The organism is Sphingomonas sp. HDW15A (assembly GCF_011301715.1).
Taxonomy (GTDB): domain Bacteria; phylum Pseudomonadota; class Alphaproteobacteria; order Sphingomonadales; family Sphingomonadaceae; genus Sphingomicrobium.
The window spans coordinates 1,234,592-1,261,408 of the sequence record NZ_CP049870.1 but is presented as its reverse complement, the minus strand read 5'-3'; the positions used below and the strand labels follow the sequence as shown (position 1 = coordinate 1,261,408).

General features: G+C 62.8%; 29 protein-coding genes and 1 pseudogene. 17 read left to right on the top strand and 13 right to left on the bottom strand.

Annotated features, from left to right (window positions below; all coding sequences use genetic code 11):
* Positions 1-14: 14 nt before the first annotated feature.
* Positions 15-1,199 (bottom strand): ribonuclease D, encoded by a 1,185-nt coding sequence (gene rnd, locus G7076_RS06500; RefSeq protein WP_166201395.1) that lies wholly within the window; start codon positions 1,197-1,199, stop codon positions 15-17.
* Between the two features lie 86 nt (positions 1,200-1,285).
* Here rnd and aspS point away from each other — a divergent pair, with 86 nt between their 5' ends.
* Positions 1,286-3,079, top strand: a complete 1,794-nt coding sequence (gene aspS / locus G7076_RS06495; RefSeq protein ID WP_166201393.1) for an aspartate--tRNA ligase — start codon at positions 1,286-1,288, stop codon at positions 3,077-3,079.
* Positions 3,080-3,167: 88 nt separating this feature from the next.
* Positions 3,168-3,950, top strand: a complete 783-nt coding sequence (locus G7076_RS06490) for a hypothetical protein (RefSeq protein WP_166201391.1) — start codon at positions 3,168-3,170, stop codon at positions 3,948-3,950.
* On the opposite strand, the gene greB is transcribed toward G7076_RS06490, so the two are convergent.
* The 3 genes from greB to G7076_RS06475 are packed head-to-tail and all read right to left on the bottom strand — an operon-like array spanning position 3,951 to position 6,402.
* Complete coding sequence (greB, locus tag G7076_RS06485) at positions 3,951-4,442, bottom strand: transcription elongation factor GreB (RefSeq protein ID WP_166201389.1); 492 nt, start codon at positions 4,440-4,442, stop codon at positions 3,951-3,953.
* A complete protein-coding gene (locus G7076_RS06480) occupies positions 4,442-5,203 on the bottom strand; it encodes a lytic transglycosylase domain-containing protein (protein WP_166201387.1) in 762 nt (253 codons plus the stop codon). Before G7076_RS06480 ends, greB begins: the two co-directional genes overlap by 1 nt.
* Positions 5,194-6,402, bottom strand: a complete 1,209-nt coding sequence (locus G7076_RS06475) for a hypothetical protein (RefSeq protein ID WP_166201385.1) — start codon at positions 6,400-6,402, stop codon at positions 5,194-5,196. The genes G7076_RS06480 and G7076_RS06475 overlap by 10 nt, the downstream gene beginning before the upstream one ends.
* 85 nt (positions 6,403-6,487) lie before the next feature.
* Between G7076_RS06475 and dapA the strand changes: the two genes are divergently transcribed.
* The 6 genes and pseudogenes from dapA (at position 6,488) to recA (ending at position 13,994) form a co-directional block, all read left to right on the top strand.
* On the top strand, positions 6,488-7,360 hold the full coding sequence (dapA, locus tag G7076_RS06470; protein ID WP_166201383.1) for a 4-hydroxy-tetrahydrodipicolinate synthase: 873 nt from the start codon (positions 6,488-6,490) through the stop codon (positions 7,358-7,360).
* 6 nt (positions 7,361-7,366) lie between these two features.
* Positions 7,367-7,849 (top strand): SsrA-binding protein SmpB, encoded by a 483-nt coding sequence (gene smpB, locus G7076_RS06465; protein ID WP_166201381.1) that lies wholly within the window; start codon positions 7,367-7,369, stop codon positions 7,847-7,849.
* A gap of 103 nt (positions 7,850-7,952) precedes the next feature.
* Positions 7,953-10,022 (top strand): M13-type metalloendopeptidase, encoded by a 2,070-nt coding sequence (locus G7076_RS06460; RefSeq protein WP_166201379.1) that lies wholly within the window; start codon positions 7,953-7,955, stop codon positions 10,020-10,022.
* A gap of 17 nt (positions 10,023-10,039) precedes the next feature.
* Positions 10,040-12,424 (top strand): response regulator, encoded by a 2,385-nt coding sequence (locus tag G7076_RS06455; RefSeq protein ID WP_166201377.1) that lies wholly within the window; start codon positions 10,040-10,042, stop codon positions 12,422-12,424.
* Between the two features lie 41 nt (positions 12,425-12,465).
* Positions 12,466-12,837 carry a response regulator gene (locus G7076_RS06450; protein ID WP_166201375.1) on the top strand — a complete coding sequence of 124 codons (372 nt, stop codon included), beginning with the start codon at positions 12,466-12,468 and terminating at the stop codon, positions 12,835-12,837.
* A gap of 91 nt (positions 12,838-12,928) precedes the next feature.
* Positions 12,929-13,994 (top strand): annotated as a pseudogene (gene recA / locus G7076_RS06445) (recombinase RecA).
* 5 nt (positions 13,995-13,999) lie between these two features.
* Here the strand turns inward: recA and G7076_RS06440 are convergent.
* On the bottom strand, positions 14,000-15,715 hold the full coding sequence (locus G7076_RS06440; RefSeq protein WP_166201373.1) for an ABC transporter ATP-binding protein: 1,716 nt from the start codon (positions 15,713-15,715) through the stop codon (positions 14,000-14,002).
* Positions 15,712-16,476 carry a 5'/3'-nucleotidase SurE gene (surE, locus tag G7076_RS06435; protein ID WP_166201371.1) on the bottom strand — a complete coding sequence of 255 codons (765 nt, stop codon included), beginning with the start codon at positions 16,474-16,476 and terminating at the stop codon, positions 15,712-15,714. Before surE ends, G7076_RS06440 begins: the two co-directional genes overlap by 4 nt.
* A 358-nt stretch (positions 16,477-16,834) precedes the next feature.
* Between surE and dksA the strand changes: the two genes are divergently transcribed.
* Positions 16,835-17,200, top strand: coding sequence for an RNA polymerase-binding protein DksA (gene dksA / locus G7076_RS06430; protein WP_240913908.1), 366 nt, complete (start codon positions 16,835-16,837; stop codon positions 17,198-17,200).
* 54 nt (positions 17,201-17,254) lie between these two features.
* Here dksA and G7076_RS06425 read toward each other — a convergent pair whose 3' ends face one another.
* On the bottom strand, positions 17,255-17,425 hold the full coding sequence (locus G7076_RS06425; RefSeq protein ID WP_346774080.1) for a YdcH family protein: 171 nt from the start codon (positions 17,423-17,425) through the stop codon (positions 17,255-17,257).
* A gap of 156 nt (positions 17,426-17,581) precedes the next feature.
* Here G7076_RS06425 and G7076_RS06420 point away from each other — a divergent pair, with 156 nt between their 5' ends.
* From G7076_RS06420 to G7076_RS06405, 4 genes are all read left to right on the top strand, one after another.
* Positions 17,582-17,779 carry a YdcH family protein gene (locus G7076_RS06420; RefSeq protein ID WP_166201367.1) on the top strand — a complete coding sequence of 66 codons (198 nt, stop codon included), beginning with the start codon at positions 17,582-17,584 and terminating at the stop codon, positions 17,777-17,779.
* A 98-nt stretch (positions 17,780-17,877) separates the two neighbouring features.
* Complete coding sequence (locus G7076_RS06415; RefSeq protein ID WP_240913729.1) at positions 17,878-18,369, top strand: DUF1465 family protein; 492 nt, start codon at positions 17,878-17,880, stop codon at positions 18,367-18,369.
* A 19-nt stretch (positions 18,370-18,388) separates the two neighbouring features.
* Positions 18,389-19,534 (top strand): iron-containing alcohol dehydrogenase, encoded by a 1,146-nt coding sequence (locus G7076_RS06410; RefSeq protein WP_166201363.1) that lies wholly within the window; start codon positions 18,389-18,391, stop codon positions 19,532-19,534.
* Positions 19,528-19,965, top strand: a complete 438-nt coding sequence (locus G7076_RS06405) for a thioesterase family protein (protein WP_166201361.1) — start codon at positions 19,528-19,530, stop codon at positions 19,963-19,965. Before G7076_RS06410 ends, G7076_RS06405 begins: the two co-directional genes overlap by 7 nt.
* Here the strand turns inward: G7076_RS06405 and G7076_RS06400 are convergent.
* Complete coding sequence (locus G7076_RS06400; protein WP_166201359.1) at positions 19,962-20,906, bottom strand: nitronate monooxygenase family protein; 945 nt, start codon at positions 20,904-20,906, stop codon at positions 19,962-19,964. The genes G7076_RS06405 and G7076_RS06400 overlap by 4 nt on opposite strands.
* A 99-nt stretch (positions 20,907-21,005) precedes the next feature.
* Between G7076_RS06400 and G7076_RS06395 the strand changes: the two genes are divergently transcribed.
* Both G7076_RS06395 and G7076_RS06390 read left to right on the top strand, forming a co-directional pair.
* On the top strand, positions 21,006-22,241 hold the full coding sequence (locus G7076_RS06395) for an SDR family oxidoreductase (RefSeq protein ID WP_240913728.1): 1,236 nt from the start codon (positions 21,006-21,008) through the stop codon (positions 22,239-22,241).
* Positions 22,147-22,560: a CAP domain-containing protein gene (locus G7076_RS06390; RefSeq protein ID WP_240913907.1), complete on the top strand. Its 414-nt coding sequence runs from the start codon at positions 22,147-22,149 to the stop codon at positions 22,558-22,560. Before G7076_RS06395 ends, G7076_RS06390 begins: the two co-directional genes overlap by 95 nt.
* A 9-nt stretch (positions 22,561-22,569) precedes the next feature.
* On the opposite strand, the gene G7076_RS06385 is transcribed toward G7076_RS06390, so the two are convergent.
* Together G7076_RS06385 and G7076_RS06380 are read right to left on the bottom strand one after the other, a co-directional pair.
* Entirely contained in the window at positions 22,570-22,863 is a 294-nt protein-coding gene (locus tag G7076_RS06385; RefSeq protein WP_166201355.1) for a PspC domain-containing protein, read from the bottom strand.
* A 268-nt stretch (positions 22,864-23,131) separates the two neighbouring features.
* A complete protein-coding gene (locus G7076_RS06380; protein ID WP_166201354.1) occupies positions 23,132-23,368 on the bottom strand; it encodes a DUF2892 domain-containing protein in 237 nt (78 codons plus the stop codon).
* 179 nt (positions 23,369-23,547) lie between these two features.
* Here G7076_RS06380 and G7076_RS06375 point away from each other — a divergent pair, with 179 nt between their 5' ends.
* Both G7076_RS06375 and G7076_RS06370 read left to right on the top strand, forming a co-directional pair.
* Complete coding sequence (locus tag G7076_RS06375) at positions 23,548-23,862, top strand: hypothetical protein (protein WP_166201352.1); 315 nt, start codon at positions 23,548-23,550, stop codon at positions 23,860-23,862.
* A 93-nt stretch (positions 23,863-23,955) separates the two neighbouring features.
* On the top strand, positions 23,956-24,171 hold the full coding sequence (locus G7076_RS06370) for a hypothetical protein (protein ID WP_166201350.1): 216 nt from the start codon (positions 23,956-23,958) through the stop codon (positions 24,169-24,171).
* Between the two features lie 108 nt (positions 24,172-24,279).
* Here the strand turns inward: G7076_RS06370 and G7076_RS06365 are convergent, their stop codons facing one another.
* From G7076_RS06365 to sulP, 3 genes are all read right to left on the bottom strand, one after another.
* Positions 24,280-24,549: a hypothetical protein gene (locus G7076_RS06365; protein WP_166201348.1), complete on the bottom strand. Its 270-nt coding sequence runs from the start codon at positions 24,547-24,549 to the stop codon at positions 24,280-24,282.
* Positions 24,550-24,715: 166 nt separating this feature from the next.
* On the bottom strand, positions 24,716-25,099 hold the full coding sequence (locus G7076_RS06360; protein WP_166201346.1) for an STAS/SEC14 domain-containing protein: 384 nt from the start codon (positions 25,097-25,099) through the stop codon (positions 24,716-24,718).
* Positions 25,100-25,132: 33 nt separating this feature from the next.
* Positions 25,133-26,806, bottom strand: a complete 1,674-nt coding sequence (sulP, locus tag G7076_RS06355) for a sulfate permease (protein ID WP_206367507.1) — start codon at positions 26,804-26,806, stop codon at positions 25,133-25,135.
* Positions 26,807-26,817 lie beyond the last annotated feature (11 nt).

The window sequence follows — 26,817 nt, the reverse complement described above, 5'->3', positions numbered from 1 at the left end:
ACGCCTGATTGCAGTTAGGTTTCCGCCTCGTCCCTGGCGGTTCGCGTCATCTTGAGGCGGCCATTCTCGGTCGCGAACGCCAGACGCCCCTCGACAAGGTCGAGCGCGTCGCGGCCGAACTGTTCGAATCGCCATCCGCTGAGGATTGCAAGATCCTCGCGAACTCCCGCGGCGAGCGCCTCGAGGTCGTCCGATCTGGCAATGAGTTTGGGAGCAACGCCGGTTTCCCGCGCCCGGATTTTCAGAAGGAGCTTCAATAGATCGCTGACGAGCGCAGCGTCTTTCGTGAGGCCTGGCCGCTTCGGTCCGCGGTCCGGTAGGTCGTCGGCGGACAGCGGCTCTGCCGTTTGCAAGGCTTCCATGAGCCGGCTGCCGATGTCGTTGGTTCGCCAACCCTGGGACAGCCCGCGAACGCGACCGAGGTCTTCCTGTGTCTTGGGCGGATGGCTGGCGAGTTCGCCTAGCGTATCGTCCTTGATGATCCGGCCCCGGGGAAGGTTCTTGTTCCGGGCTTCCCGCTCCCGCCAGGCGGCCAGCGCCTTAAGGCGGCCAAGCAACTGGGGGTTGCGGCTCGGCAGCTTCAGCCTTTTCCAGGCATCCTCCGGCGCGAAGGCGAACGACGACGGATCGGCCAGCCGCTCCATTTCCTCGTCGAGCCAAGCCCCGCGGCCACTCTTGCGCAGCTTTTCGACCATTCGCGGAAAGATCGTCGCCAGATGGGTCACGTCGGCAATGGCGTAATCGATCTGGCGCTTGTCGAGCGGCCTCCGCGACCAATCCGTAAACCGTGCGCCCTTGTCCAGGCTATGCCCGAGCATGGATTCGATCAGGCTCGAGTAGCCGACCTGCTCACCGAACCCCAACGCCATGGCCGCGATCTGCGTATCGAACAGGGGAAAGGGAACCTTGCTCGTCAGATTGTGAATAATTTCGAGGTCCTGGCCACCAGCGTGGAAGACCTTCATTACGTCGGTATTTCCCACCAGCAGGTCCATCAGCGGGCCGAGGTCGATCCCCTCGGCTTTCGGATCGATGGCCGCGGCTTCCTCTGTGCTCGCGATCTGGATCAGGCAGAGATCTGGCCAGTAGCTGTTCTCGCGCATGAATTCCGTATCGACGGCTACGAAAGGCGCGGAACTCAACCGCTCGACGAGCTCGGCGAGCTTGTCGCTGTCTGAAATCAACTTGTGAATCTTCATGTTGGGCGGGGCCATAGCGGCGCGCGCGGGTTGACAAAAGGGGAGGGGACGGGAATTCGCCGCGCCAACTTCCCGCAGGACCTGTCATGCACTCCTATCGAACTCATACCTGCGCCCAACTGCGCGCCTCCGATGTCGGCTCGACCGTCCGAATCTCGGGCTGGATCCACCGCAAGCGCGACCATGGCGGCGTGTTGTTCGTCGACCTTCGCGACCATTACGGCCTCACCCAAGTCGTCGCCGCAGCGGGCAGCGATGCCCTGAAGCTGCTCGATTCGCTTCGCGTGGAATCGGTGGTCACGATCACCGGGGAAGTCGTCATGCGCGAAGGCGGGGCAATCAACCCGAAGCTCGCGACCGGCGAAATCGAAGTGGTCGCCCGCGAGATCGAGGTCCAGTCGAGTGCCGCCGAACTGCCGATGCCGGTAGCCGGCGAGCAGGAATATCCGGAAGATATCCGCCTGAAGTATCGCTATCTCGACCTTCGTCGCGAGCGTCTTCACGCGAACATCCTTCTGCGCAGCCAGGTGATCGCTTCGATCCGCCGGCGAATGATCGATCAGGGCTTCACCGAGTTCCAGACACCGATCCTGACTGCCTCCTCGCCAGAGGGCGCTCGCGATTATCTCGTGCCGAGCAGGGTTCATCCGGGGAAATTCTACGCGCTTCCGCAGGCACCGCAGATGTTCAAGCAGCTTCTGATGGTCGCCGGATTCGATCGTTATTTCCAGATCGCGCCCTGCTTCCGCGACGAGGACGCCCGTGCCGACCGCAGCCCGGGCGAGTTCTACCAGCTTGACTTCGAGATGAGCTTCGTCACGCAGGACGATGTGTTCGCCGCGATCGAGCCGGTACTCTCGGGCGTTTTCGAAGAATTCGCCGACGGCAAGTTCGTGACTCCTGCGGGCAAATATCCGCGCATACCGTACAAGGAGGCGATGCTGAAGTACGGCAGCGACAAGCCGGACCTTCGCAACCCGCTGATCGTCCATGACGTCGGCGAGCATTTTCAGGGCTCCGGCTTTGGCCTGTTCGCCGGCATGGTCGAGAAGGGCATGGTCGTTCGTGCCGTTGCAGCACCGAACACCGCGGAGAAGAGCCGGAAGTTCTTCGACGAGATGAACGATTGGGCCCGCGGCGAGGGCTTCGCAGGCTTGGGCTATGCCACCCGCAAGGCCGGGGAATGGGGCGGGCCGATCGCCAAGAACCACGGCACCGAGGGCATGGATAAAATTGCCGAACAGCTCGGCATTGGCCCCGATGACGGGATTTTCTTCGCGGCCGGCAAGGAAGAGGATGCGGCCAAGCTCGCCGGCCTGGCCCGGACGCGTGTTGCCGAACAGCTCGACCTCATCGAGAAGGATGCGTTCCGCTTTTGCTGGATCGTCGACTTCCCGATGTTCGAATATAATGACGACCAGAAGAAGATCGACTTCAGTCACAACCCATTCTCGATGCCGCAGGGCGGCATGGAAGCGCTTGAGAGCAAGGACCCGCTCGACATCCTGGCTTGGCAGTATGACATCGTCTGCAACGGCGTTGAGCTGAGCTCCGGCGCGATCCGTAACCACCGCCCGGACATCATGTACAAGGCGTTCGACATCGCCGGCTACACCCGTGAGGAAGTCGACACGAGCTTCCCCGGAATGATCGGTGCGTTCAAATATGGCGCTCCGCCGCACGGGGGGTCTGCGCCGGGCATCGACCGCATCGTCATGCTTTTGGCCGACGAGCCGAACATCCGCGAAGTCATCACCTTCCCGATGAATCAGAAGGCGGAAGACCTTATGATGAATGCGCCGGCATTCGTGATGCCGAAGCAGCTTCAGGAACTGTCGATCCGGGTGGTCGCGGATTCGGAGCCGAAGACGCGCCCATAAGTGATCCTCGCAGACTTGGCCCAAAACAGGATTTTGGTACTGCAGCGGCCAATTGTGAGGCGGTTAACTTTCCGTTAGTCAAGCTCTCGTGTCGATTGATCCGGGTGAAATTGGGCAGGGGGACCGCACTTCCCCGGAAACAGACGCAGCCCTGGCTGCGCTGCGCGAGAGGATCGGCGTCGCCCAGGTTTCACAGGTCTCACGGGGCGGCCGGGCGATCATCGTCCTCGAGGGGCTCGAAGGCAGCCTGAAGACTGCGGTCATCCGGCAACTGGCAGCAGCGCTCGATCCTCGCTTCTTCAAAACCCTGACCGTAACGCCCGATCGGCGCCGCTCCAGCGAAGGCCATTGGCTCGCCCGTTTCTGGACAGACCTGCCGTCGAAGGGATGTACGGCGCTGTACTTCAATAGCTGGTACCGGCGCGTGCTCGAAGAACGGGTGCTGGGCCTGGCGGAGCCGGGCGAGTGGATCAGGGCTTATGACGAAATCAACGAGTTCGAAGCTCAGCAACGCGATTACGGAACACTGATCGTCAAGCTCTTTTTCCACGTGACAGAGGGGGTCCGTGTCCGTCGCCTTGCGGAGCGAGCGCAAGACGACCGAGCGATCGTGACGGACAGCGCGGCAGAGTTCAAAACCAGTGCACTTCGTGCTGCTTACGACGACGCGCTTACGCAGATGCTGGCACAAAACAATCTTCGCTGGTCGCCATGGACCGTCGTCGACGCGGACCAGCCAGCCCCGGCGATGATTTCCGCCCTAACCGCCGTCGCCGACGCAATGGGCAAGGCCTTTCCCAAGGAATTGACGACAGCGGGATCCGTCCCCGATCGGCCGGCCCGCCGCCCTGCGCGAATGAAGCCGGCCTGATCAAGCCTCGGGGTAACGAATTTCCCGGATTTCATAGGATTTCTCGCCGGAAGGGAGCGTGACCACCCTTTCATCCCCGATCCGTGCGCCGCGAAGTGCGCGAGCCATGGGAGCGCTCCACCCGATCCGGCCGTTGGTCGCATCGGCCTCATCGTCGCCGACGATGGTCAGAACGCGCTCATTGTCGTCCTCGTCGGCAAGCGCGACGGTCGCGCCGAACCGCACCTGGTCCCGGTCCGGCTGGCTTGCCGGATCGACGACCTTCGCCTGTTTCATGACCTTCGACAAATAGCCAAGCCGGCGGTCAATTTCCCGAAGCCGCTTGCGCCCGTAAATGTAGTCGCCGTTCTCCGAGCGGTCGCCATTGGCAGCGGCCCAGGAAATCGTTTCGGTCAGTTTCGGCCGCTCATTCCCGAAAAGCTCCTCATATTCGGCGCGAATTCGCTCGAAGCCCTGGGGCGTAATGAACCGGTCCGGCTTGTGTGCCGTCATCAGCCCGGCCGCGACTTGCCGAGGAAATGGGAGAGGTTCGCATTCTGGGTGCTCGAATTCATCTGGTCGTACACGGCGCTGTTCTCCAGCACGCGCTGGACGTAGCCACGCGTCTCCATGAAGGGGATCTGCTCGATCCAGCGAAGCACGTCGACATTGCCGCGGCGTGGATCGCCATAGCGCGCGATCCACTTGTTCACGTTGCCCGGCCCGGCGTTGTAGGCGGCGACCGCGAGGACATAATTGCCGTCATAACGGCCCAGGAGCCGGCGGGCATGGTTGGTCCCGAGCGCGACATTGTAATTGGGATCGCTGGTCAGGCGGCCGAGGCTGTAGCCCATGCCCGCCTTGCGCGCTTCCTCGTCCGCCGTTCCTGGCATCAGCTGCATCATTCCGCGAGCGCCGGCGTGACTGACGACCGAGCGGTCGAACGAGCTTTCCTGGCGCGTTATCCCGTGAACAAGCGACCAGACGCGGCCCGACGGGACGCTCGCATAATGCGTCGGGAATGCGGGCCGGTAATAGAATGGCGAACCGTCGTTGCGGGCAGAACGCGCGACCCACACGGCGACATCGGGGCGATTCAGGCGCTGGCCAAGTTCGACTGCCAGGATTCGATCGGCGTTATTTGTCAAGCTCTCGGACAGCGCCCTCGTAAACAAGGTCGCCTCGTCACGCCGGCCTTGCTGCGAAACCACCTCTAGCGCTTTCGCAAGCCGGTTTGCCGCGAAGGCTGCGCGCTGCGCGGGCGTCACCAGCATCGTCGGAAGTCCCCCGGGGGAGGAATCGGTCGTCCAAGCCTTTCAAGCGCGAGCTGTCCGTAGAAGAGCTCCGGATAGGCAGCAGCCTGCTGGAAGTAGCGGTTGGCGTCGGCGCCGCGCGATGCATACGCCATCGCTCTTCCGGCCCAGTAATAGCCTTTGGTGGTTACCTGCAACGATCGTCCGCCGCGGGCATATTTGGCGAACTCGCTGGCGGCAGCGCTGTAGTTTCGGGTCCCCGTAAGCGCGGCCTGGCCGGCGAGCCATGTGAGCGAGGTGTAATTGTCGCGAATTGCGTAACTCTGGTCCGAGATGTCCGTGCCCGACGCGAAGGCGTCATCGGCCTGGCTGGCGATGGCGTAGGCCTGCTGCCAGGCGCCGGCGTTATAGGCTTCGCGGGCGAGCACCAGCAGCATGTCATACCAGCGCTCCGCGTCAGCCGGGCGAATTGCGAAACGATGGGGACGGGCGGCGAGGACCCGTGCTCCGCTGACGTTGCGGTACGTGTCCTTCAGGAAGCGCAGGCGATCCATCAACAGGCCCGCATCCGTCGCGGTCTGCCCCTCGACGACACGGTAAAGAGCGTCGGAGTTGGGGGCCGAGGTCTGCATGGCGACACGGGCCTGGAACGCGGCCCGCCGCGCCGGACTTACGCTTCCTAGAAGGGCTGCGGCGCCAGCCGGGTTCTTGTCGAACAGAAGGGAATCGGCCCGTCGGTCATGGTCCGCCATTGTAAAACTACTAAGGAATCGCGCGCGGATCGCGGCTTCATCGGCTGCCGCGAGGTCGGACGATGCCCAGGCTTCCCGCGCGGCGGTGAGCGCTTCGCTCGTTCGTCCGGCCGCGGACAGCGCCTCGGCATAGCGGGTCCAGCCATTGCCGGTGCGCGGCTTCTGGCTACGGAAGAAGGCGATTACCGTCGGGCCATGCTCGCCGCTGCGCATTTGCCTCTCGGCGGCGCGGCGCATCCGCGACTCTTCCGGCCAGCCTGGATTGGCGTTGAGAAAGCGGGCGAAATCCGCGAAGGCATAGCCATCGCTCTGGCGCAGCCGGCGCCAGTCATTCAGCGCATAACCGATTTCCGAAGCGGAGACCGCGCGGTAGGATGCCGGCGGCGGGACCGTTTGCGCGCTCGCGGTTACGGAAGGAAAAGCGAAGGCTAGAAACAGGAGCGCTGAGGTTCGCATGCTGGACATCATGCTATCCTGCTTCTTATCAGTCGCTGAACGCACCCCCATTTCCCCTCGATTATTTTGCGTTGAACCCTGAAGCGAAGGAAAAAGCATGTTTTTCGGCTCGATTCCCGCCCTGCTGACTCCATTTGCGGCAGGACGAGTCGATCACGCGATATTCCGTGATTTTGTCGAATGGCAGATCGACGAAGGCACTAATGGCTTAGTGCCCTGCGGAACGACAGGCGAATCCGCGACCCTTACGACCGACGAGCACAAGGCATTGATCGCACTCACGGTTGAGGTGGCACGGGGCCGAGTCCCCGTTCTTGCAGGATGCGGGTCCAACAATACGGCTCATGCCGTTGAGCTTACGCGCAATGCGATGGAAGTGGGCGCCGACGCGGCGCTTCACGTACCGCCCTATTACAATCGCCCTAATCAGGACGGCATTTACGGACACCTCTCAGCGGTCGCGGAGGTCGGGATCCCGATCGTCCTGTACAATGTGCCGGCACGGACGATTACCGACATTGCCGTCGAAACCATGGCAAAGCTGTCACGTCTTCCGAACGTGATTGGGGTCAAGGACGCCACGGGAAATCTGGCGCGCATCTCGGCGCAGCGTCTGGCGTGCGGCGAGCAATTCCTACAGCTAAGCGGGAACGACGACATGGCGCTGGGATTCAATGCCATGGGCGGGGTCGGTTGCGTGTCGGTGACCGCGAACGTAGCGCCGAAGCTGTGCAGCCAGTTTCAGGAGGCGACTCGCGAGGGGCGTTGGAGTGAGGCACTCGAGCTTCAGGACCGCCTCTATCCGCTTCATGCAGCTCTGTTCAGCGATGCTTCTCCCGGCCCGGCGAAATATGCGCTCAATTGTGTCCGGCCGGATTTCCCGGTCGACTTGCGGGCGCCGATGACCGAGCCGTCCTCGGCGTCGAAGAAGGCTGTCGACGATGCGCTGGCCCATGCGGGACTGATCTGATCGGTCATGGCATCCCCGGACATTCACGAATTCGACAAGGCGAAAGTGGTCGCCGAAAATCGGCGCGCGCGCTTCGATTACTTCATCGAGGAACGGTTCGAGGCCGGTATTTCGCTGCAGGGCACGGAAGTGAAAGCGCTTCGGATCGGCGAAGGCTCGATCGCGGAAAGTTATGCGACGGTCGACGGCGAGGAAGTGTATCTGATCAATGCCTCCATCCCCCAGTACAAGTCAGGGAGCTGGATGAACCACGACCCGCGCAGGCGCAGGCGCCTGCTGTTGAAACGGCGGCAGATCGACAAGCTGACCGGTGCAATCCAGCGACAGGGCCTGACGCTCATCCCGTTGTCCATTTACTTCAACGGCAAGGGCAAGGCGAAGGTCGAGCTTGGACTGGCCCGGGGCAAGAAAACGCACGACAAGCGCGAGACAATCAAACAACGGGACTGGAAGCGCGACCAGCAGCGCATCCTTCGTGCCCACAAGTAACTCTGCCGTTTGCCGAAATCGCATGACCGGCTATCGATAGCCGCGATGTTCGCCCTGCCATCTGTCCGATGGCGGGCGTTCGGGATGAATGGGAGAGTAATCGATGCAGAGGTTGGTTTCGTTGTTCGCGCTTGCAAGCGCACTTGCGGCCTGTTCCGCGTCTCAGACCGCGCCGGTCGCGGTTGCCGAAGCGGCTCCCCCGGCGCCGGCAGAGGCCGCGCCCCCACCCGCGCCGAAGCCCGAGATCGGGACGTACGGGTTCGACAAGGCCGGCATGGATACCACCGTACTTCCGGGCGACAGTTTCTACGCCTTCGCGAACGGCACTTGGGCCAAGAACACCGCCATCCCAGCCGACAAGTCGAACTATGGCATGTTCACGATGCTCGACGACCTGTCGAAGGAGCGCACCAAGGTCATCGTTGAGGAAGCTGCCAAGGACAGCTCGAGCAAGATCGGGACGGCCTACACGGCCTTTCTCGACACGGCATCGATCGAAGCCAAGGGCCTTTCGCCCATCAAGCCGTGGCTCGACGAGGTTGCTGCCCTGACGTCGAAGGCCGGCTATCCCGCACTTCTCGCCAAGGCGGGAATTTACGGCATCGGCACGCCATTTCCCTTCTTCGTCGGCCAGGACGACAAGTCGCCTGATCGCTACGTGCCGATCATGTTCCAGGGCGGCATCGGCATGCCCGATCGGGATTACTACCTGTCCAACGACGCCAAGATCGCGGCCACCCGGGCGCAGTATCTGGAACTGCTGACATCCATCCTGACGGAAGCGGGGACCGCCAATGCGGCTGCCCGGGCAAAGGCAATCCTCGATTACGAGACCAAGGTCGCACGGGTTCACTGGACCCAGGTCGATAGCCGCGATTCGACCAAGACCTACAACCTCATGACCCTTGCGCAATTGCAGTCGCGAGCGCCGGGCTTCGACTTCAAGCGCTATCTCAACGACAGCCGGGTCGACTTCAATGAGGTGGTCGTCTCGCAGCCGAGCGCAGTGACGGGGATCGCCAAGTTGATCGCAGCCACCCCGCTTCAGGTGCTTAAGGATCAACTGACCGTTCGAAGCATCTCCAGCTTCGGCGCGGTGCTGCCAAAGACGATCGACGAGAAGGTGTTCGCGTTCTACGGCACGGCCTTGTCCGGAACGCCCGAGCAGGAAGCGCGCTGGAAACGCGGCGTCAATTTCGTCACGAGCGCCTTGGCCGACGATGTCAGCAAGATCTACGTCGAGCGCCACTATCCGCCCGAGACCAAAGCCGCGATGGACGAACTCGTCCGCAACGTCGTCGCAGCACTCGGTCGGCGGATTGACGGGCTTACCTGGATGAAGCCGGAGACCAAGGCCCGTGCTCGCGCCAAGCTCGCCAACTTCAATACGAAGATCGGCTATCCGGAGCGCTGGCAGGATTATTCGGCACTCGAAATTCGCCCCGGCGACGCCTTCGGCAATGCGTGGCGCGCCCAGGAATGGGCGCACAACGACAATGTTTCGAAGCTTGGCCAGCCGATCCGCCGTTGGGAGTGGGGAATGACCCCGATGACGGTCAATGCATACGCCAACTTCGGCATGCAGGAGATCGTTTTCCCCGCGGCCATCCTGCAGCCTCCCTTCTTCGATCCGCATGCCGATCCTGCGGTCAACTATGGCGGCATCGGTGCAGTAATCGGTCATGAAATCAGCCATCATTTCGACGACCAGGGGGCCAAATATGACGAAAAGGGCCGGTTGAACGATTGGTGGACGAAGGAGGACGTGGCGGCCTTTGAACGCCTAACGAAGGAGCTGGTCGCGCAATATGACGCCTATGAACCCTTGCCCGGAATGAAGGTGAAGGGCGCATTCACGCTCGGCGAGAACATCGGTGACCTTGCCGGTGTGACCATCGCCTATGACGCTTATCGTCACTCCCTCAACGGTGCCGAGCCGCCGGTGATCGACGGCACGACAGGCGATCAGCGTTTCTACCTCGGCTGGGCGCAGGTGTGGCGCCGCAATTATCGCGAGGCAAATTTGCGCCAGCGGCTGATCACCGATCCGCACTCGCCGTCCGAGCAGCGCGTGGCGGTCGTGCGCAACTTCGACCAATGGTATGATGCCTTCAAGGTCCAGCCGGGCCAGAAACTGTTTCTGGCGCCGGAGCAACGCGTTCGGATCTGGTAGGAGGGCTCGCTACGCCCATGCTCGAACGGCAGCTCGCACTGCTTGAATCCGAAGCGCCCGGCCGCTTGCCCTGGCTGGTTCCGGCTTTGGTGGCGGCAGCGGCGGCAAGCGGTGCGCTGCTGTTCACCTGGGCGGGCGAACCAATCTACGCCGGGCTGTTCGTCGCTGGGATGGTTGCAATGCTCGTCGCGGCCTTCGTGATCGAGCGGCGAGCGACGGTCGCCCCGCTCGCCGCGCCGGCGCTTGCCGCGCCAGACTATGCGCTAGTCGCGTCCCTGCTCGGTACGTCGAGCCATCCTGTCGCCTTGAGCGACGCGAGCGGGCGGCTCGTCAGTGCCAACGCTGCCTACCGCAAACGATTTGGCGACGAGCGCCCGGACCGGATCAATTCGGACGATGAGGGTCGGGCCGCACTGGCCAGCCTGCGCGCGGCGGCGTGGCGGGATGGCGTTGCCGAGGATGATGGAATCGATCTCAGCGACGATGTCCTGCCGATGCGGATAGAACGCGTCGGGGCGGGGGGTGACCTGCTGCTCTGGCAGTTCGGGCGCGGACGCCGCGGGATGATTGAAGACCTGATTTCACGCGTGCGCGGCGACGAAGGCGCGATGTTCGCGGGGAGCGGAATCCTCGCCGCGGCCATCGACCCGGAAGGCCGCGTTCTGGCCGGCAACAGCCTTTTTGCAGATCGAGCGCTGAAAGGGACATCGCCGGAAAGCGCTGTCGCCCTCGACACACTGATATCCGGCAACGAGCAACAGCTTCGGCTGATCGCGGAGGGCGAAGGCGGAATGCCTTTAAGGCTCGTCCATGTTCCATTGGACCGAGTTCAGGGCGGGAAGGCCGGACTAGCGCTGCTGTTCGACAATGCAATTTTGCCTGAATCAGATTCCACCAATGTTCAGGCTCTGCTCGACCTGCTTCCACTGGGACTGGCGTTGGTCGACCGCGACGGGCGGTTCTTGACGACCAACAAGGCTTTCCGGACTGCCGGCGGTATCGCTGACGCCAAGTCGCTGGTTTATCCGGGCGACCTGGTCGTCAAGGAAGACAAGGCCGCGGTGGCCGACGCAGTCCGCCGCCAAGCTCGTGGTCCGGCGATGTCGCGCGACCTTCCCGTGCGGCTTAATGCCCAGCCGCAGGAACCGGTAGCCCTGACGGTTGCCGGTCTTCGCGGGCTTGGCGAGGCCGCGGTGCTCCTTCTTCTGAAGGACAATAGCGAAGAGGCAAAGCTGAAGCGCCAGGTCGCACAGGCGACAAAGATGCAGGCGGTCGGCCAGCTTGCCGGAGGTGTCGCTCACGACTTCAACAACATCCTGACGGCGATTATCGGCCATTGCGACTTGATGCTGATGCGCCATGCGCCAGGCGACAGCGACTACGACGATCTTCAGCAGATCAAGTCCAATTCCAACCGCGCGGCGGGGCTTACGCGTCAGCTCCTGGCATTCTCGCGCCAGCAGACGTTGCGCCCGCAGCTTCTGCAGCTTCCGGACGTGGTGAGCGAGGTCTCCCACTTGCTGAAGCGACTGCTCGGCGAAACTGTCCAGCTGGTCGTCAAGCACGGCCGCGACCTTTTCCCGGTTCGTGCCGACCCGGGCCAGCTGGAACAGGTGATTGTGAACCTGGCCGTCAATGCGCGCGACGCCATGCAATCCAAGGGCGGCGGAACGGTAACCATTCAGACCTATTCGGTGCGAGCCGACCAGGTCGCGGACCTGGGTTCGGACATTCTGCCGATTGCCGATTACGTGGCGCTTTCGATCGCCGACACCGGGACCGGGATCCCGGCAAATGTGCTGGGGAAGGTGTTTGAGCCTTTCTTCACGACCAAGGAAGTCGGGAAGGGGACGGGCCTCGGCCTGTCGACCGTCTACGGCATCGTGAAACAGTCGGGCGGTTTCATCTTCGCCGATTCACGGGTCGGCGAAGGCACGCGTTTTACAATCTATCTTCCCGCGCACGAGGTCGAGCAGGGCGCCGCCGCTTCGCGAGTTGTCGCCAAGCCGCAGGAAAATGAGTTGTGGGGCACTGGCACGGTTCTGCTGGTCGAAGACGAGCCGATGGTGCGAACCGTGGCGGAACGCGCGCTCGCCCGCCATGGCTACACCATATTGACCGCCAGCAACGGCGAAGATGCCCTCGAAATTCTTCGTGGGGGAGAGCAAGTTGACCTTCTCATCAGTGACGTCGTCATGCCAGTGATGGATGGGCCGGCAATGGTGCGCGAGGCACGGAAGATCCATCCCGACATGCCGATACTGTTCATGTCGGGCTACGCGGAAGAGCAACTCCGCAAATCGATCGACATCGAGCACGTCGCTTTCCTGCCAAAGCCTTTCTCGATGCAGGAACTGGCAGAGGCGGTTCGCGCCGTGCTGATTGTGGAAGGCGCGGAATAAAAGGCCTTTTCACCGCCGAAACGGCTGCTATGCGTTGCGTCATGTCCGTGTCGCGATGCATTTTAATCGTTGAGGACGAGCCGCTCATTTCGATGATGCTCGAGGATTTCGTGCAATCTCTCGGCCATTCGGTCGCGGCGATCTGCGAAAGCGTCGATGAAGCCCTTAAGGCTGTTGACGGCGATCCTTTCGATCTCGCCATTCTTGACGTGAACCTGAAGGGTGAAAGCGTCTGGCCCGTCGCTCGGGCGCTGCGCGAGCGATCGGTGCCCTTCATTCTTGCTAGCGGCGGTCATGTCGATCCGCCGCCGCAGGAGTTCGCGGGTGTTCCGATGATCGACAAGCCATACACCCTGGACCGGATCAAACCGGTTATCGAGGGCGCCGCCGCGGTCGCTCCGGAAAAGGAGTGACGTTCTCTACTTGTTCTATGAGAACAAATAGGATACGAAGACCCTCTGTCGAGCGGCAGTGCGCCGCTCGTTTGACGGAGGGACAGGGCTCATGGCAACGCAACTCAAGGTCGTCGCAGGCGGGGATGCAGTGAACACGGATCGTCAGAAAGCATTGGAAGCCGCACTCGCGCAGATCGACCGTGCGTTCGGCAAAGGCAGTGCGATGAAGCTCGGTAGCCGCGAGCAGATTGAAATCGAAACGGTTTCGACCGGCAGCCTGGGACTGGATATCGCGCTCGGCGTGGGAGGTCTTCCCGCGGACGGGTCATCGAGATCTATGGTCCGGAAAGCTCGGGCAAGACGACGCTTGCCTTGCATGCCATCGCCGAAGCGCAGAAGGAGGGCGGAACCGCCGCTTTCGTCGACGCGGAGCACGCCCTCGACCCGGTTTACGCGCGCAAGCTCGGAGTGAATATCGACGAGCTGATCGTCTCCCAGCCGGATACTGGCGAGCAGGCACTAGAGATCGTCGATACGCTGGTCCGCTCGAATGCGATCGACGTCCTGGTCGTTGATTCCGTCGCGGCGCTTGTACCGAGGGCCGAGATCGAAGGCGAGATGGGCGACAGCCACGTCGGCCTTCAGGCACGCCTGATGAGCCAGGCGCTCCGCAAGCTCACCGGCTCAATCAGCCGGTCGCGCTGCACGGTGATCTTCATCAACCAGGTGCGAATGAAGATCGGCGTGATGTACGGCAACCCGGAAACGACGACCGGCGGTAATGCGCTGAAGTTTTATGCTTCGGTCCGTCTCGACATTCGCCGGACCGGGCAGATCAAGGATCGCGACGAGATCGTAGGCAATTCGACCCGAGTGAAGGTCGTCAAGAACAAGGTCGCGCCGCCGTTCAAGCAGGTCGAGTTCGACATCATGTACGGCGAAGGCGTGAGCAAGGTCGGCGAAATCCTGGATCTCGGGTCAAGGCCGGGCTGGTCGAGAAGTCCGGGGCCTGGTTTAGCTATGACTCCATCCGCATCGGTCAGGGGCGCGAGAACGCGAAGGTTTATCTCAAGGAGAATCCGGAGGTTGCACAGCGGATCGAGAACGCCATCCGTGGCAAGACCGCCGAAGTCGGCGAGGCGCTGATGGTCGGTCCTGAGATGGACGTCGAGTAAAAAGTTCAGGCGGGCGCAAGTCGCCCGCCTTCGACTACCAGTATCCTATCGCACCGCTTCAGCGCCGCGATTCGGTGAGAGATCATCAACAGCGTTGTTTCTGGCCGGTTTTTGCGAATGGCATCGAGAAGTGCGGCTTCGGTGTCGGTATCGAGCGCGTTGGTAGCCTCGTCGAGCATCAGGAAAGGCGCGTTCTTGTAGAGCGCGCGAGCGATGCCGATCCGCTGGCGTTGCCCACCGGACAAGCGACCGCCCCGTTCACCAACGAGCGTCTGCCATCTGTCCGGTAGGCCCTCGACCCAATCTTCGAGCTGAGCGATTGCGGCGCAATTGGCTATTCGAGCCAAATCGATCCCAGCCTCTCTAGGCGCGAGCGCGATGTTTGCTGCAATCGTGTCGTCGAGCAGGTAGACAGACTGGGAGACATGGGCGACCGAGCGCTGCCAGCGCTGGACGGCGTCGCCGCGCAAGAGATGGTCGTCGATCCTGATTTCGCCTGCATCCGGCGTGAGAAGGCCCAAGGCGAGATCACCGATCGTGCTCTTTCCGGCGCCTGTAGCGCCGCTCAATCCCAGCCATTCGCCGCGCTTAATCGTGAAGCTGGCGCCTTCCAGGACCGGCACCGACACTTTCGGATAAGCGAAGCAGACGCCATGGAATTCGATTGATCGTTCGAACGGTAACGGCTTCAATTGCCCCCCGTTTTCGATCGACGGCGGCAGATGAAGCAGTTCGCCGACATCGTCGATCGCTCGTTTGTGAGCCGACAGCATCGCCCAGCCGCGGTATGCGGTCTGCGCCAAGGGCACGATCCTCACCATCGCCAGCGCTAGCAGGCCGAAAAGCGGCAAGGAAGCGGCTATGCTCCCGTCACGAGCGGCGATCAGTGCGGCGAGGCCGGCGATCGCGATCGCGCCGATTGCTTCGACAATGAAGCGCGGCGACTGGTTGAGGAAGTCGGTGCCGGCGCGCGCCCGTGTCAGTTGCTCGCTGACCCTCGCAAACGCCTCGGCGAAGGTCCGCTGGCGATGGTCCAATAGGATATCCCGAATGGCCCCGCTGCTCTCCAAAAGTAGCTGGACCTGATCCTCGTAAGCCTGGACGGACATTTCGCCTCGCGCCTTCAGTCGCCGCGCTGCGAAACGCGAGAGGAGCAGATACGCGCCGCCCAGGACGACCGCGGCAGACAATGTGATCCGCCAGTCGATCGTGAAGAGCAGGAACACAAGTATGGCGGATCCGATTGCGAGCCCGGCCAGCCCCTGGATGAGCGGCCCCATGACGCCGAGAGTCAGGAGATCGGTTTTTTGAAGGGCCGCGACAAAACGGCTGCTGTTCTGCGACGCATGGAATAAATAAGGCTGCACTAGCAGGCGCTGCTGGATGGCCACATTGATAGAATGGCCGATCTGCAGCACTCGGCGCTGGATCGAGGACGCGAGCGCGAGCCTGCTCATCGCGGCCGCACCAACCAGTGTCGCGAATATCAGCACCAGGCCAAGCGGGTTATCGCGGAAGATGTCGGCAGCGAACGGAGCCTTCGTATTCCCGTTGGATACAAGCGAAAGGAGCGGGACGAGGCTTGCGAGCGCGGCGACTTCGACGATTGCAGAGACGAGGGACAGGGCGGCCAGGGACAAGATGCGGCGGTCGAAAGAGGGATCCGAGCGCCGACCGATCGCCAGCAGCCGCCCCAAGGTGCCGGACTTAGCTGTCATCATTCGAACAGCGGACGAAGCCGATCCAGCGACGGGTCGTGCGTTAGGTCGAGATGGAGCGGCGTGACGCTGACATAACCGTCGGCGATCGCTTCGAGATCTGTCGTGTGACCCGGGGTTTCGATCGTCGCGGCGAGTCCGAACCAGTAATAAGGAAAGCCGCGCGGGTCTTCGCGTTCAACGACGTGAAGCCGGCCGTAGTCGCGAAAGCCCTGGCGGCAAACTCGGATGCCGCGGACGGCACCGGCTTCGAGCGCCGGAAAATTCACGTTGACCAACGTGCCGGGCGCGAGCTCTGCCTTGGCCAGTATTGCAAGCACGCGCTCGGCCCAAACTTCGGCGGCCGCGAAGGGCACGCTCGCCCCCATTCCCTGTCGTGCATAGGCTTGGCTGAACGCGATCGACGGCACGCCCGCCAGGGCCCCCTCCATCGCCGCCGACACCGTTCCCGAATACGTCGCATCCTCCGCCAGATTGGCGCCCCGGTTGACCCCTGAGAGGATGAGGTCAGGACGATGATCCTTCATGATGTGGGCGAGGGCCATCATCACCGCATCGGTCGGTGTGCCAGTCACGGAAAAGCGCTTGTCGCCGTGGCGGCGGAGCCGGATGGGCTGCGTCAGCGTCAGGCTATGCCCAGTGCCCGATTGCTCTTCGCTGGGTGCCACCACCCATAAATCGTCCGAGAGCGTGGCGGCGACTCGCTCCAAGACGGCAAGTCCGGCCGCATCGATCCCGTCGTCATTGGTAATAAGGATTCGCATGACCAAGCTATGGGCGAATAGAGACCCTGCGCCAATCCGGCACAAGTCATTGCGCTTATTGGGCAACAATCACCACTTTTCGCCATCAGGCCTGTCGGTCAGTCCTTGTTAAGCAGAAGTGGCTTAACTATAGGCGCCTTGGGGATTGCCGACTTACCCAGGCCAAGTCCCGGGAAAGTCTAGTGGAATCGCCTTCCGGTCGTGACCGGTGGCCCGGTCGCGACAGCGATGGGCGACGCTTGTTACGGGGAGGGAAGACATGGCGACGGCACTCAAAGACCTTTACGGACCCGGTGGTCTGAGGTTCGACCAGATCGAGCTTCCGGCGGACTATCGCCCATCAGACAGCGAAGAATTCATGAGCCCGGTGCAGCAGGCCTACTTCTTGGCCAAGCTGAAACTGTGGAAAGAAGCGATCGTCGACGAATCCCGGGCGACCATGGCCCAGCTTCAGGTCGATTCGCTTCGTGAGCCGGACATGGCCGACCGCGCTTCGAGCGAGACGGACTGGTCGATTGAGCTTCGGACCCGCGATCGGCAGCGCAAGCTGATCGCCAAAATCGATTCGGCGATCCGCCGCCTTTACGAAGGCGAATATGGCTATTGCGAAGTGACCGGCGAGCCGATCTCGCTGGCCCGCCTCGAGGCCCGGCCGATCGCTACGATGACGCTGGAAGCCCAAGAGCGCCACGAGCGCATCGAGCGCGTTTCACGGGACGATTGAATGCAATCGGGCGGGCCTCGGCCCGCCCTAAGCGCATGAAAAAACCGGCCTTCCCTAGTGGAAGTGGCCGGTCATCTCGTCCCTGATCCTGAGCTTTTCTTTTTTCAACTCGTGGAGCCGGATGTCATCTGGGTGTGGACGGTGTTCTTCTTCGTGGATTAGCGCTTCGAGCGCGGCGTGCTTCTGTTCGAGAGACTCGACCTGAGCCTGATCCATCGGAGTCATTCCTTTCCTTTGCTGTGGAGTGACGATGAGAAGTAAACCACGAAATCGGCCATTTGTCTCGTGTCTTGACTCGGTCCGTCGCCGCCTTCGCTCGGGCGGTCGTTGACGGCATGAACGTGACGCACGTCTGGCCATGCGATAGGGTGTGCGGCGACGATGAATGATGACGATCCGCGCCAAGTCCTGGAAGTGCTCAAGGCCGAGCATCGCCGCCTCGATGAACAAATTTCCGCGCTCCAGGCGGAGGGTCTCGGCAGTCAGATGGAGATTGCGCGTCTTAAGAAGCGCAAGCTGCACCTTAAGGACGAGATCAAGCTGCTCGGCGACCGCATCGTTCCCGACATCATCGCCTGAGCATTTGTTTCGAATCGGGACTCGGCCGCACGCCCTCGGAAGCGCCCGGACGCTGTTGTGCGTTTCCAGCTCGAACGGAAAATGACAGAATGAGCGACATGGACGATGAATTCGAAACGACGCCGACCGAGTCGCGGATCACGCCGCGTCTGGTCGATGCGCTCTATACCGAGGCCCTGTTACTCGCCGACGAGGCGCGCGCCTATTTCGACGACGCGGGCAGGGACGAACAGAAGCAGCTCGAACCCTTCATACGGGTCGGCTTTGCCTGCGAGTCTTTGAAGGTAACAACCCGGATCATGCACATTGTCGCATGGCTGCTGACGCAGCGGGCGATCGAGACCGGTGAGATCTACGGCGCCGAAGGGCGGCGCCCGGAACGCCGGCTTGGCCACGCCAACGACAGCGACCCAGAGGTCGTGGCCCAACTCCCGGAAGCGGCGCGAAAGCTGATCGCATCGACCACGGAACTCTATTCGCGTGTGAAGCGGCTCGATGAGGGCCAGCTGGCGGAGGACGCACCGCATAGTCCTGCGCGCGCACTCATGGGTCGGCTCGAACGCGACCTGATCTGGAACCGCGACGCCTGATCCTCTAGATCGACGCGCGATGCGCGATTTCACATTTCAGCCAGGTCCGGCGGTGCTCTCAGGCGCAGGCGCCGCAAGCTGGTTGGCGGCAAAGATGCCGCCAGGGCCCTGCTTGTTCGTTACCGACACCGACATCCTTGGCTTCGGACTGGCAGACGACTGCCTGAATGGGATCCAGCAGTCGGGGCGCGACGTCGTCATCTTTGAGGAAGTCGAGTCCGATCCGTCGAAAGATACCCTTCTGGCCGCAGTCGAAGTTGGCCGCGATACTGCGGTGAGCCACGTCGTCGGTTTCGGCGGCGGAAGCCCGATGGACGTGGCGAAGCTCGCTTCGTATTTGCTCGGCTCGGGCGACGACCTCGACGACATTTGGGGCGTTGGACTGGCCACGGGCGGGCGCTTGCCGCTGGCTCTGGTGCCAACGACTGCGGGGACGGGAAGCGAAGCGACGCCTGTTGCCGTCATCACCTGCGAAGGCGGTGAAAAACGCGGCGTGAATTCGCCTGCGCTGACTGCGGATTGGGCGGCCCTTGATCCAGCGCTCACAGTGGGGATGCCGCGCGAGCTGACTGCTGCGACCGGGATCGATGCAATGGTCCATGCCGTCGAAGCTTATACTTCGGCAAAGGCAAAGAACCCGATCAGCGACCTCTACGCGCGGGAGGCTCTCTCTTTGCTCTCCGCCAACCTGGTTCGGGCTTGCGAACAGCCGGACGACATCGACGCCCGTTCGGCGATGCTTCTTGGCGCTCACCTCGCGGGGCTCGCCTTCGCCAACGCCCCAGTCGCTGGGGTCCACGCGCTGGCCTATCCGCTGGGCGGGCTTCATCATCTGCCGCACGGCCTCAGCAATGCGCTGATGCTGCGCCATGTCCTCCAGCACAACAGCGAAGCGGCACGGGAGAAGTATGCCGAGCTCGCCGGAATCGTTGATCCGAGCTGCGTGGGACAGGGTAGCCAGGCGCGATGTGCACGTCTGATCGAACGGCTCGACGAACTATCGGCCGCCAGCGGCCTCAAGCTCCGCCTTCGCGACCACGGTATTCGCCAAGAAGACATACCGCTTCTGGCTCGCGAAGCGATGAAGCAGCAGCGCCTTCTGGTGAACAATCCGTGTGTAATCGAAGAGGACGATGCGCGCCGTCTATACGAGGCGGCATGGTGAGGGAACGTCCGGGGCCGCGACCGCGCTCGTCGTATCGCTACTGTTCGCGGATCACTCTCCGCTGGGCCGACAACGACGCCTACGGTCATGTGAACAACACGATCTATTATGCGTGGTTCGACACCGCCGTGAACCAATGGCTGGTTGAAAATGGCCTTCTCGACATCATGGGTGGCGACCCCATCGGGCTCCTCGTCGAAACCGGCTGCCGTTATTTTTCGCCCTTATCCTATCCCGGCGAGGTCGAGCTTCTTTTGGCAGTCCAGCTCCTTGGACGCAGCAGCGTCACATATGTGTTGGGAGTTTTCGAGCCGGGTGCTGAGTCGGCCTCGGCGGAAGGGCATTTCACGCACGTCTATGTGGATCGCCGCAATCGTCGGCCGACCGCGATACCGCAAGTGTGGCGCCAGAAGCTCGAGCAAATTGCCTAACCGCAGAGAGCGGATTTGGCCTCGGCATATTCACGCGCAAGCCGGTCAACCAGATCGCCCGCCGCCACAACCTCCTTGATCGCGCCGATTCCCTGGCCCGACCCCCAAATGTCCTTCCACGCCTTCGCTCCGCCGAAATTCATCTTGCTCGGATCGGCTTCAGGAAGGTTGTCTGGGTCCATGCCGGCACGGGCGATCGGGCCCTTGAGATAATTGCCGTGGATTCCGGTAAACAGTGACGACGCGACGATATCCGCCGCGCCCGACTTGACGATTTCCTGCTTGTAGTCGTCGGTCGCCCGCGCCTCATGTGTGGCAATGAATGGAGACCCGATATACGCAAGGTCGGCCCCCATGGCTTGGGCCGCCAGGATCGACTGCCCCCGGGCGATGGCTCCAGACAGGATAAGCGGCCCGTCGAACCATTCCCGGATCTCCTGGACCAGTGCGAATGGCGACCATTTGCCCGCATGGCCGCCGGCTCCTGCTGCGACGGCGATAAGGCCATCGGCACCCTTGTCGATCGCCTTGTGTGCAAAAACGTCGTTGATGATGTCGTGAAGGGTGATTCCACCCCAGCGGTGGACGGCCTCGTTAAGTTCGACCCGCGCGCCAAGCGATGTGATCACGATCGGGACCTTCCACTTTTCGCAGATAGCCATGTCCTCTTCGAACCGCGTATTAGTCGCGTGAACAATCTGGTTGACCGCGAAAGGCGCGGAAGGGCGGTCGGGATTTAACCGATCATGCTCGGCGAGAGCCTCCGTGATCTCGTGGATCCATTCGTCGAGCTGGCTAGCCGGGCGAGCGTTGAGCGCCGGAAAGCTTCCGACCACACCGGCCTTGCACTGGGCGATGACCAACGCGGGATGGCTGATGATGAAAAGGGGCGCGGCGATAACCGGAATGCGGAGGTTCGACAGGATCGGTGGCAGGGACAATTTGTCGCTCCTTCGCTTTTCGCACGAGATTGGTAGCGAACCGAAACGGTTGTGGCGAGAGGCCATTGCGCGGACGCGCCGGCCCCCTATGAGGGCGGCATGATGGTTCCGGAAACGCTTGCGCAACGCCTTGTCGAACGGCCCCGCCGCTGGTTGGTGACTGGCGCGGCAGGATTCATCGGCTCGAACCTAGTAGAGGCCTTGCTTGGGACCGGCCAGGAAGTGGTGGGGCTCGACAATTATGCCACCGGGCATCGCGCCAACGTCGACGCGGCGGCCGGGTCCAGCCCCGCTTTTCGGATGATCGAGGGCGATATCTGCGATCGCGATGCCTGCGCCGAGGCCGTCGCTGGATGCGATGTGGTGCTTCATCAGGCTGCGCTCGGCTCGGTGCCGCGCTCGATCGCCGAGCCACTTGCGAGCCATGATTCCAACGTCACCGGCTTCCTCAACATGCTGGAGGCGGCGCGGCAGGCTGACGTTGGCCGGTTCGTCTACGCCGCCTCGTCATCAACTTACGGCGATTACGAAGAGCTGCCGAAGGTCGAGGAGAATATCGGAAACCCGCTGTCGCCGTACGCCGCGACCAAGCTGATCGATGAGATCTACGCCGCCGTTTATGGACGGAGCTATGGTTTCAAGGCGACGGGGCTGCGGTATTTTAACGTCTTCGGTCCGAGGCAGGACCCGGAAGGGGCCTATGCCGCGGTGATCCCTAAGTGGGTGGCGGCCATGCTTCGGGACGAGCCCGTAACGATCAACGGGGATGGCGAGACCAGCCGCGACTTCTGTTACGTCGCCAATGCGTTGCAGGCGAACATCCTGGCCGCGCTCGCACCGGACGCGGTGCAGGGCGAGGTGTTCAACGTCGCCTATGGCGGGCGGACCAGCCTGAACCAGCTGTTCGCATTCATACGTGAGGGCCTGGCCGAGCATCAGGTGCACTATGGCCGCGAGCCGATTCATGCCGACTTCCGGGCGGGCGACGTGCGCCACAGCCAGGCGGATATAGGCAAGGCAAAGCGGATGCTGGGCTATGCCCGACCCATGACGTGGCGAAAGGACTGGCGGAAGCGCTGCCTTATTATGTCGAGGCGCTTCGCGACTGATCGGTCGCTCGGGCGTTGTCGGGCCGATGCGTTACCTTGCATTCCTGCTTCTCGCCGCCGCCTGCAGCCCGGTGCCGCAGGGAGCGCTGCAACCGGCCAGGAACCAGGCCGCGGATACGCCCGCGACATGGCTGGCGCTGCACAACCGCGAACGGGCGGCATACGGCTCGCCGCCGCTAGGCTGGGACCCGGCGCTCGCGGCGCAGGCGAAAAAGTATGCCCATGAACTGGCGGCGATCGGCCGGCTCCTGCATTCGCCCAAGGCACAAAGGCCGGGGCAGGGCGAGAATCTGTGGCTCGGAACGCGCGGCATGTTCGGCACGGAGGCGATGGTGGGGTCGTGGGCGGGGGAGAAACGCCATTTCCGCCGCGGGGTCTTCCCGGCCAACAGCACAACCGGTAACTGGCGGGACATCGGCCATTACAGCCAGATGGTTTGGCCGAGGACGACGCGCCTGGGGTGCGGCCTCGCCAGCAGCGCGCGCTGGGACGTCCTGGTCTGCCGCTACAGCCCGCCTGGAAACCAGGACGGGCTGCGCATTTGATGGGAAAACTTAAGCGGCGATCTGAAGCTGTTCGTCAGCCTCGACGGCAACCGGCTTGGCCGGCATGTCGATGACGTCGGCTTCGACGGTCTGGCGCGGGAAGAAGTAGCGCGAGGCGGCGACAACAGCGCCCAGGGCGAGGTAGACGCTAATCGTCAGAACGGGCTGGAAGAACAGCGGGCCGATGAAGGCGAGCCGCAGCCAGAGGGCGTTGATCCCGAAATCCTGTCCGATCGCTTCGCACACACCAAGCAAGGTGTCGTTGCGCAAGGGGAGGGGCGTGGGTTTCGTCGTGGCAGTCATGTTGCTCTCTTGCTCCATTCGGTCCGGCAACCGCGCCGGCCCAGTACCAAGGAATAAGCAAGGGCCGTGCCAATTGCGTGACAACGAGGGGAGACAGCTGGATATTGCGGTGCAGCATTTCAAGACGAAACCGACAAATGGTGGATTTCACTCGTCGGATGGTGGGATTTCCCACCAACGGCATGACTGGAAAGACAAACGGCGAGGAGGGCAACCGCCGGGCGCGCGGCTGCGCGCCCGGTGCGATCATGCTGGCAAGTCGAAAGCTCTAGAGGCCCGAGCGGTCGTCGGTCGTGGAGTAGGACTGTTCCTGGATGCTCGTGTCGATATCGAGCATCTTGTAGAAGACGTCGCGGGCGAACAGGCCGCTAAGCAGCAGGTAGGCGGCGATTACCCCGGCGACGATGGCCTCCGTCCCTTCAAGCGCGAAATAGATCAGTATCCCGAGCCCGATCGCGGCGACGATGCGAACGACCCGATCTTCCGGTCCGACATTCCTGGCCATTACCCCACCTCACCTGTTTTAAAACCCTGTGATGCCCTTTTAGCGCCGCCGGAGCACCAAGGGCAAGGCGGCAGACGCGCAGCGTCGCGCCAAGCCGGTGAAACGAGAAGCGGGACGAAATTCGGCGCCTTTTCTGCTATGGCTTCCCCGCCGGAGGGGACAGAAAAGGGGACTCGCCGATGAAGCTGGTACTCAAAATCATGCTGGGCGCAACGATGGCCATGATGCTGCCGACCTTCGCACCCGCCAAGGAAGCGCGGGAGCTGGAGGTTTCCGAGGCCACGGTGAACAAGAAATGCGAAGGCAAAATGCAGTCGAACGGCGGCGTCAAAGGCTGCACGGTCGCCTGTCCCCAGGGCATCAACGGGACGACCTGCGACTACAGCTGCGGCGGCCCGGGAGGCAAAGGCTGTAGGGTGATCATTTTCAGCCGAACGAGCGCCCCTGCGCCCAAGAAGGGCCAGGTGGATCCGGCATCGACGGTGAAGCAGTAGCGAACGAAGCGCCCAGACTAGGGGAGGCTTTGCACGGCAAAGGCGAGCGAGGCCGAGAGACGCGGAGTTTCGGCCGACGCCCGAGCGGAGCGAGTGGCGATCGACGGCGCGAATTCACTTCGCGCCGGCGCCTTGTTCTGTCAGGGTGCCGCCATGCCCAAGAGAAAATCGCTCACCCCGGCCGAGCAGGCCGAAAAATTTCGTCTGGCGGCGAAGAAAAGGACCGACGCGGGGATGCCCAGCGTCGCCGACGCCGACGACGCCATGGACGCCAAGATCGCGAAAAACATCAGGGATTACGGCGCCTGAAATGCCCCGCTGCGGCGCGAAGTCGGCCAAGGTCACCGTCCTGCCGCCGGTATGAACGCAAGAACGGGGGGCCGCTTTCGCGGCCCCCTGACACGCTGACACTGAAGCTTACTTCGCGGCCATGAAGGCCTTCTCGCTTTTCAACAGCTCGTCGCCGAGCTTCACGCCCTCGGGCAGCTCGACCAGCTTGGCCGCGCCCTGGACGGCTTCGAACATCGCCTTGCGGATACGTTCGTCGGCAATCGTCCTGATGCCCTCATTGATGGTGGCCAGGGTGCGGATGTCGTCGAAGATGGCCCGTCTGGGATCGGGCTTTCTCCAAATGTCGACCTCGCGGTAAATGGGCACGCAGATTTCCCGGCCGTCCAAGGTTTTCACGGTGAATCCATCGCAAGACATATGACGTCCCTTTCCGTTGAGGGTCGTCCGGGGCGATCGAAGCGGGCGGCACAAAAAAGCTCGCCTGAGCGCCTTGGGGCGACTCAATCCGAGCGGCACAGATGTTAATGCAAGTTAAGGAAGGTCACAAGCGGATAGCGCGTCCCTAGGGCAGCGGTTCCTCGCCCTTCAGCGCCCAGGCAAGCGCTTCCTCGCGCCGGTCGGGGCCGACTACGAGGTAGGTGATCCCCGGGAGAAGGGCGCTTTCCAGCCGACTCGACGCGCGGACCCAGCGCTGCTCGGCGACCACGGCGACGCGGCGGAAGCGGCCGCGCTTTCCGAACAGGGGCATGGCGCGGCCCATGTAATGGGGCAGGGCGCTAAGCTGGATGCCGTCGAGTCCGTGGGTCTCGACATAGACGTGGATGGTCCGGTGGGCCGCGAGGATGGCCTCGGTCCGGTCCATGATCAAGTCGAGGTCTTCGCCGGTGATGGTTCCGCTGAGCTTCACGGCGAGGACATCCGCGGGGCTTTCGAGAAATTCGTGCATCAGGGTCCTGTTTCGTCGTTGGGGGTTCGCGGCTTAGGCCTTTGCCTCCGCCAGGTAGGTTCGCACCGCGGCCTCGACGGTCGGGTGGAAATGCTCCTCGCCGAAGCTGTCGAACAGCTCGAACCGCTTGAGCTTGTCCTTCACCGGATCCTTGAGCTCGGCAACGTGGAGTACGATCCCGCGGGCGTCGAGCTTCCGGACGAGATCCACGAGGGCGTCGGCGGCGGTAACGTCGATGCTGGTTATCGGCTCGGCAGCGACGACGACGCGGCGGACCGGGGCGGGCGATTCATCCACGGCGCGGAGCACGATGTCGTTGAATAGCTCCGCATTGGCGAAGAACAGGGGCGCGTCCCAGCGCAGCAGGAGCAGGCCGGGGATGCGCTTCGCATCGGGATAGCGGGCGACGTCGTGATAGCCGTCGACCCCGTCGGGATCGCCGAGCACCGCCCAGTGCGGGCGCCAGCCGTCCCACAGGAACTCGATAACGGCGAAGACGATGGCGATGCCGATGCCGGGAATGGCGCCGAAGATTGCGACGCCAGCGGTGCACAGGATCGACAGCCAGAACTCCCAACGCTGGATGCGGTAGATGCGGCCAAGGTCCTTGAACTCGAACAGGCCGATGGCGGCGGCGATGACCACTGCGGCAAGCGCGGCATAGGGGAGGTTGCGGAACAGCATCGGCGCGGCGACGATGACCAAAGCGACGACGAGCGCGCCGACGACTCCGGTCAGCTGGGTCTTGGCTCCGGCGGCCTCGGCAACCGGGGTGCGCGACGAGCTGCTGCTGATGGCGAAACCCTGGAACAGGCCGGCGGCGAGGTTGGCGGCGCCCAGACCGACCATCTCCTGGTTGGGATCGACCCGGGTGTTGGTCCGGGCGGCATAGGTGCGGGAGAGGACGCTGGTGTCGGCGAACGAGACGATCGCGACCGCGAAGCCGCCGATGAGGATGGGGACGAGGTCTCCGGGCTGGATCCACGGGATGGTGAAGGTGGGAAGGCCCTCCGGCACCGGGCCGAGCACTTTCACTCCGGCCTCCGACAGACGCAGCAAGCCGGCGGCAACGGTGGCTCCGACGACGGCGATCAGGACGCCGGGGATGCGCTTGTTGCCTTTGAGCGAGAGGATGACCACGAGGGTCGCGGCGCCGAGCGCGGCGGCAGTCCAGTTGGCGAGGCCGCCGAACATTCCCTTCCCGATGCTCCACAGGTCGCGCAGCGGGCCGGTGCTCTCGATGGAGAAGCCGAACATCTTGGGCAGCTGGCTGATGAGGACGGCAAGCGCGATGCCGTTCATGTAGCCGTAGCGGATCGGCTTGGAGAGCAGCTCGGTTACGAAGCCGAGGCGGCCGAGCCCGGCGGCGATGCAGACGATCCCCGACACGACCGCCATCGCGCTGGCGACCGCGATCGCCCGCATCGGATCGGTACCTGCAAGCGGAAGGACGACCCCAAGGATGATCGGGGCGAGCGAGGAATCTGGGCCGAGGACGAGGATCCTGCTCGGCCCCAGCAGCGCGTAGACCAGCAGCGGGACAATGGTCGCATAGAGGCCGTAGATGGCCGGAACGCCCGACGCCACCGCATAAGCAATGCCAACGGGGACCAGCATCGTCGAAAGGACGATTCCGGCGACGACGTCATCGCGAAGCCAGCCGGGCTGGTAGCTGCGAAGCGCCTTCAGGCCGGGCAGCCAGTCCACCCAGCTGGTAG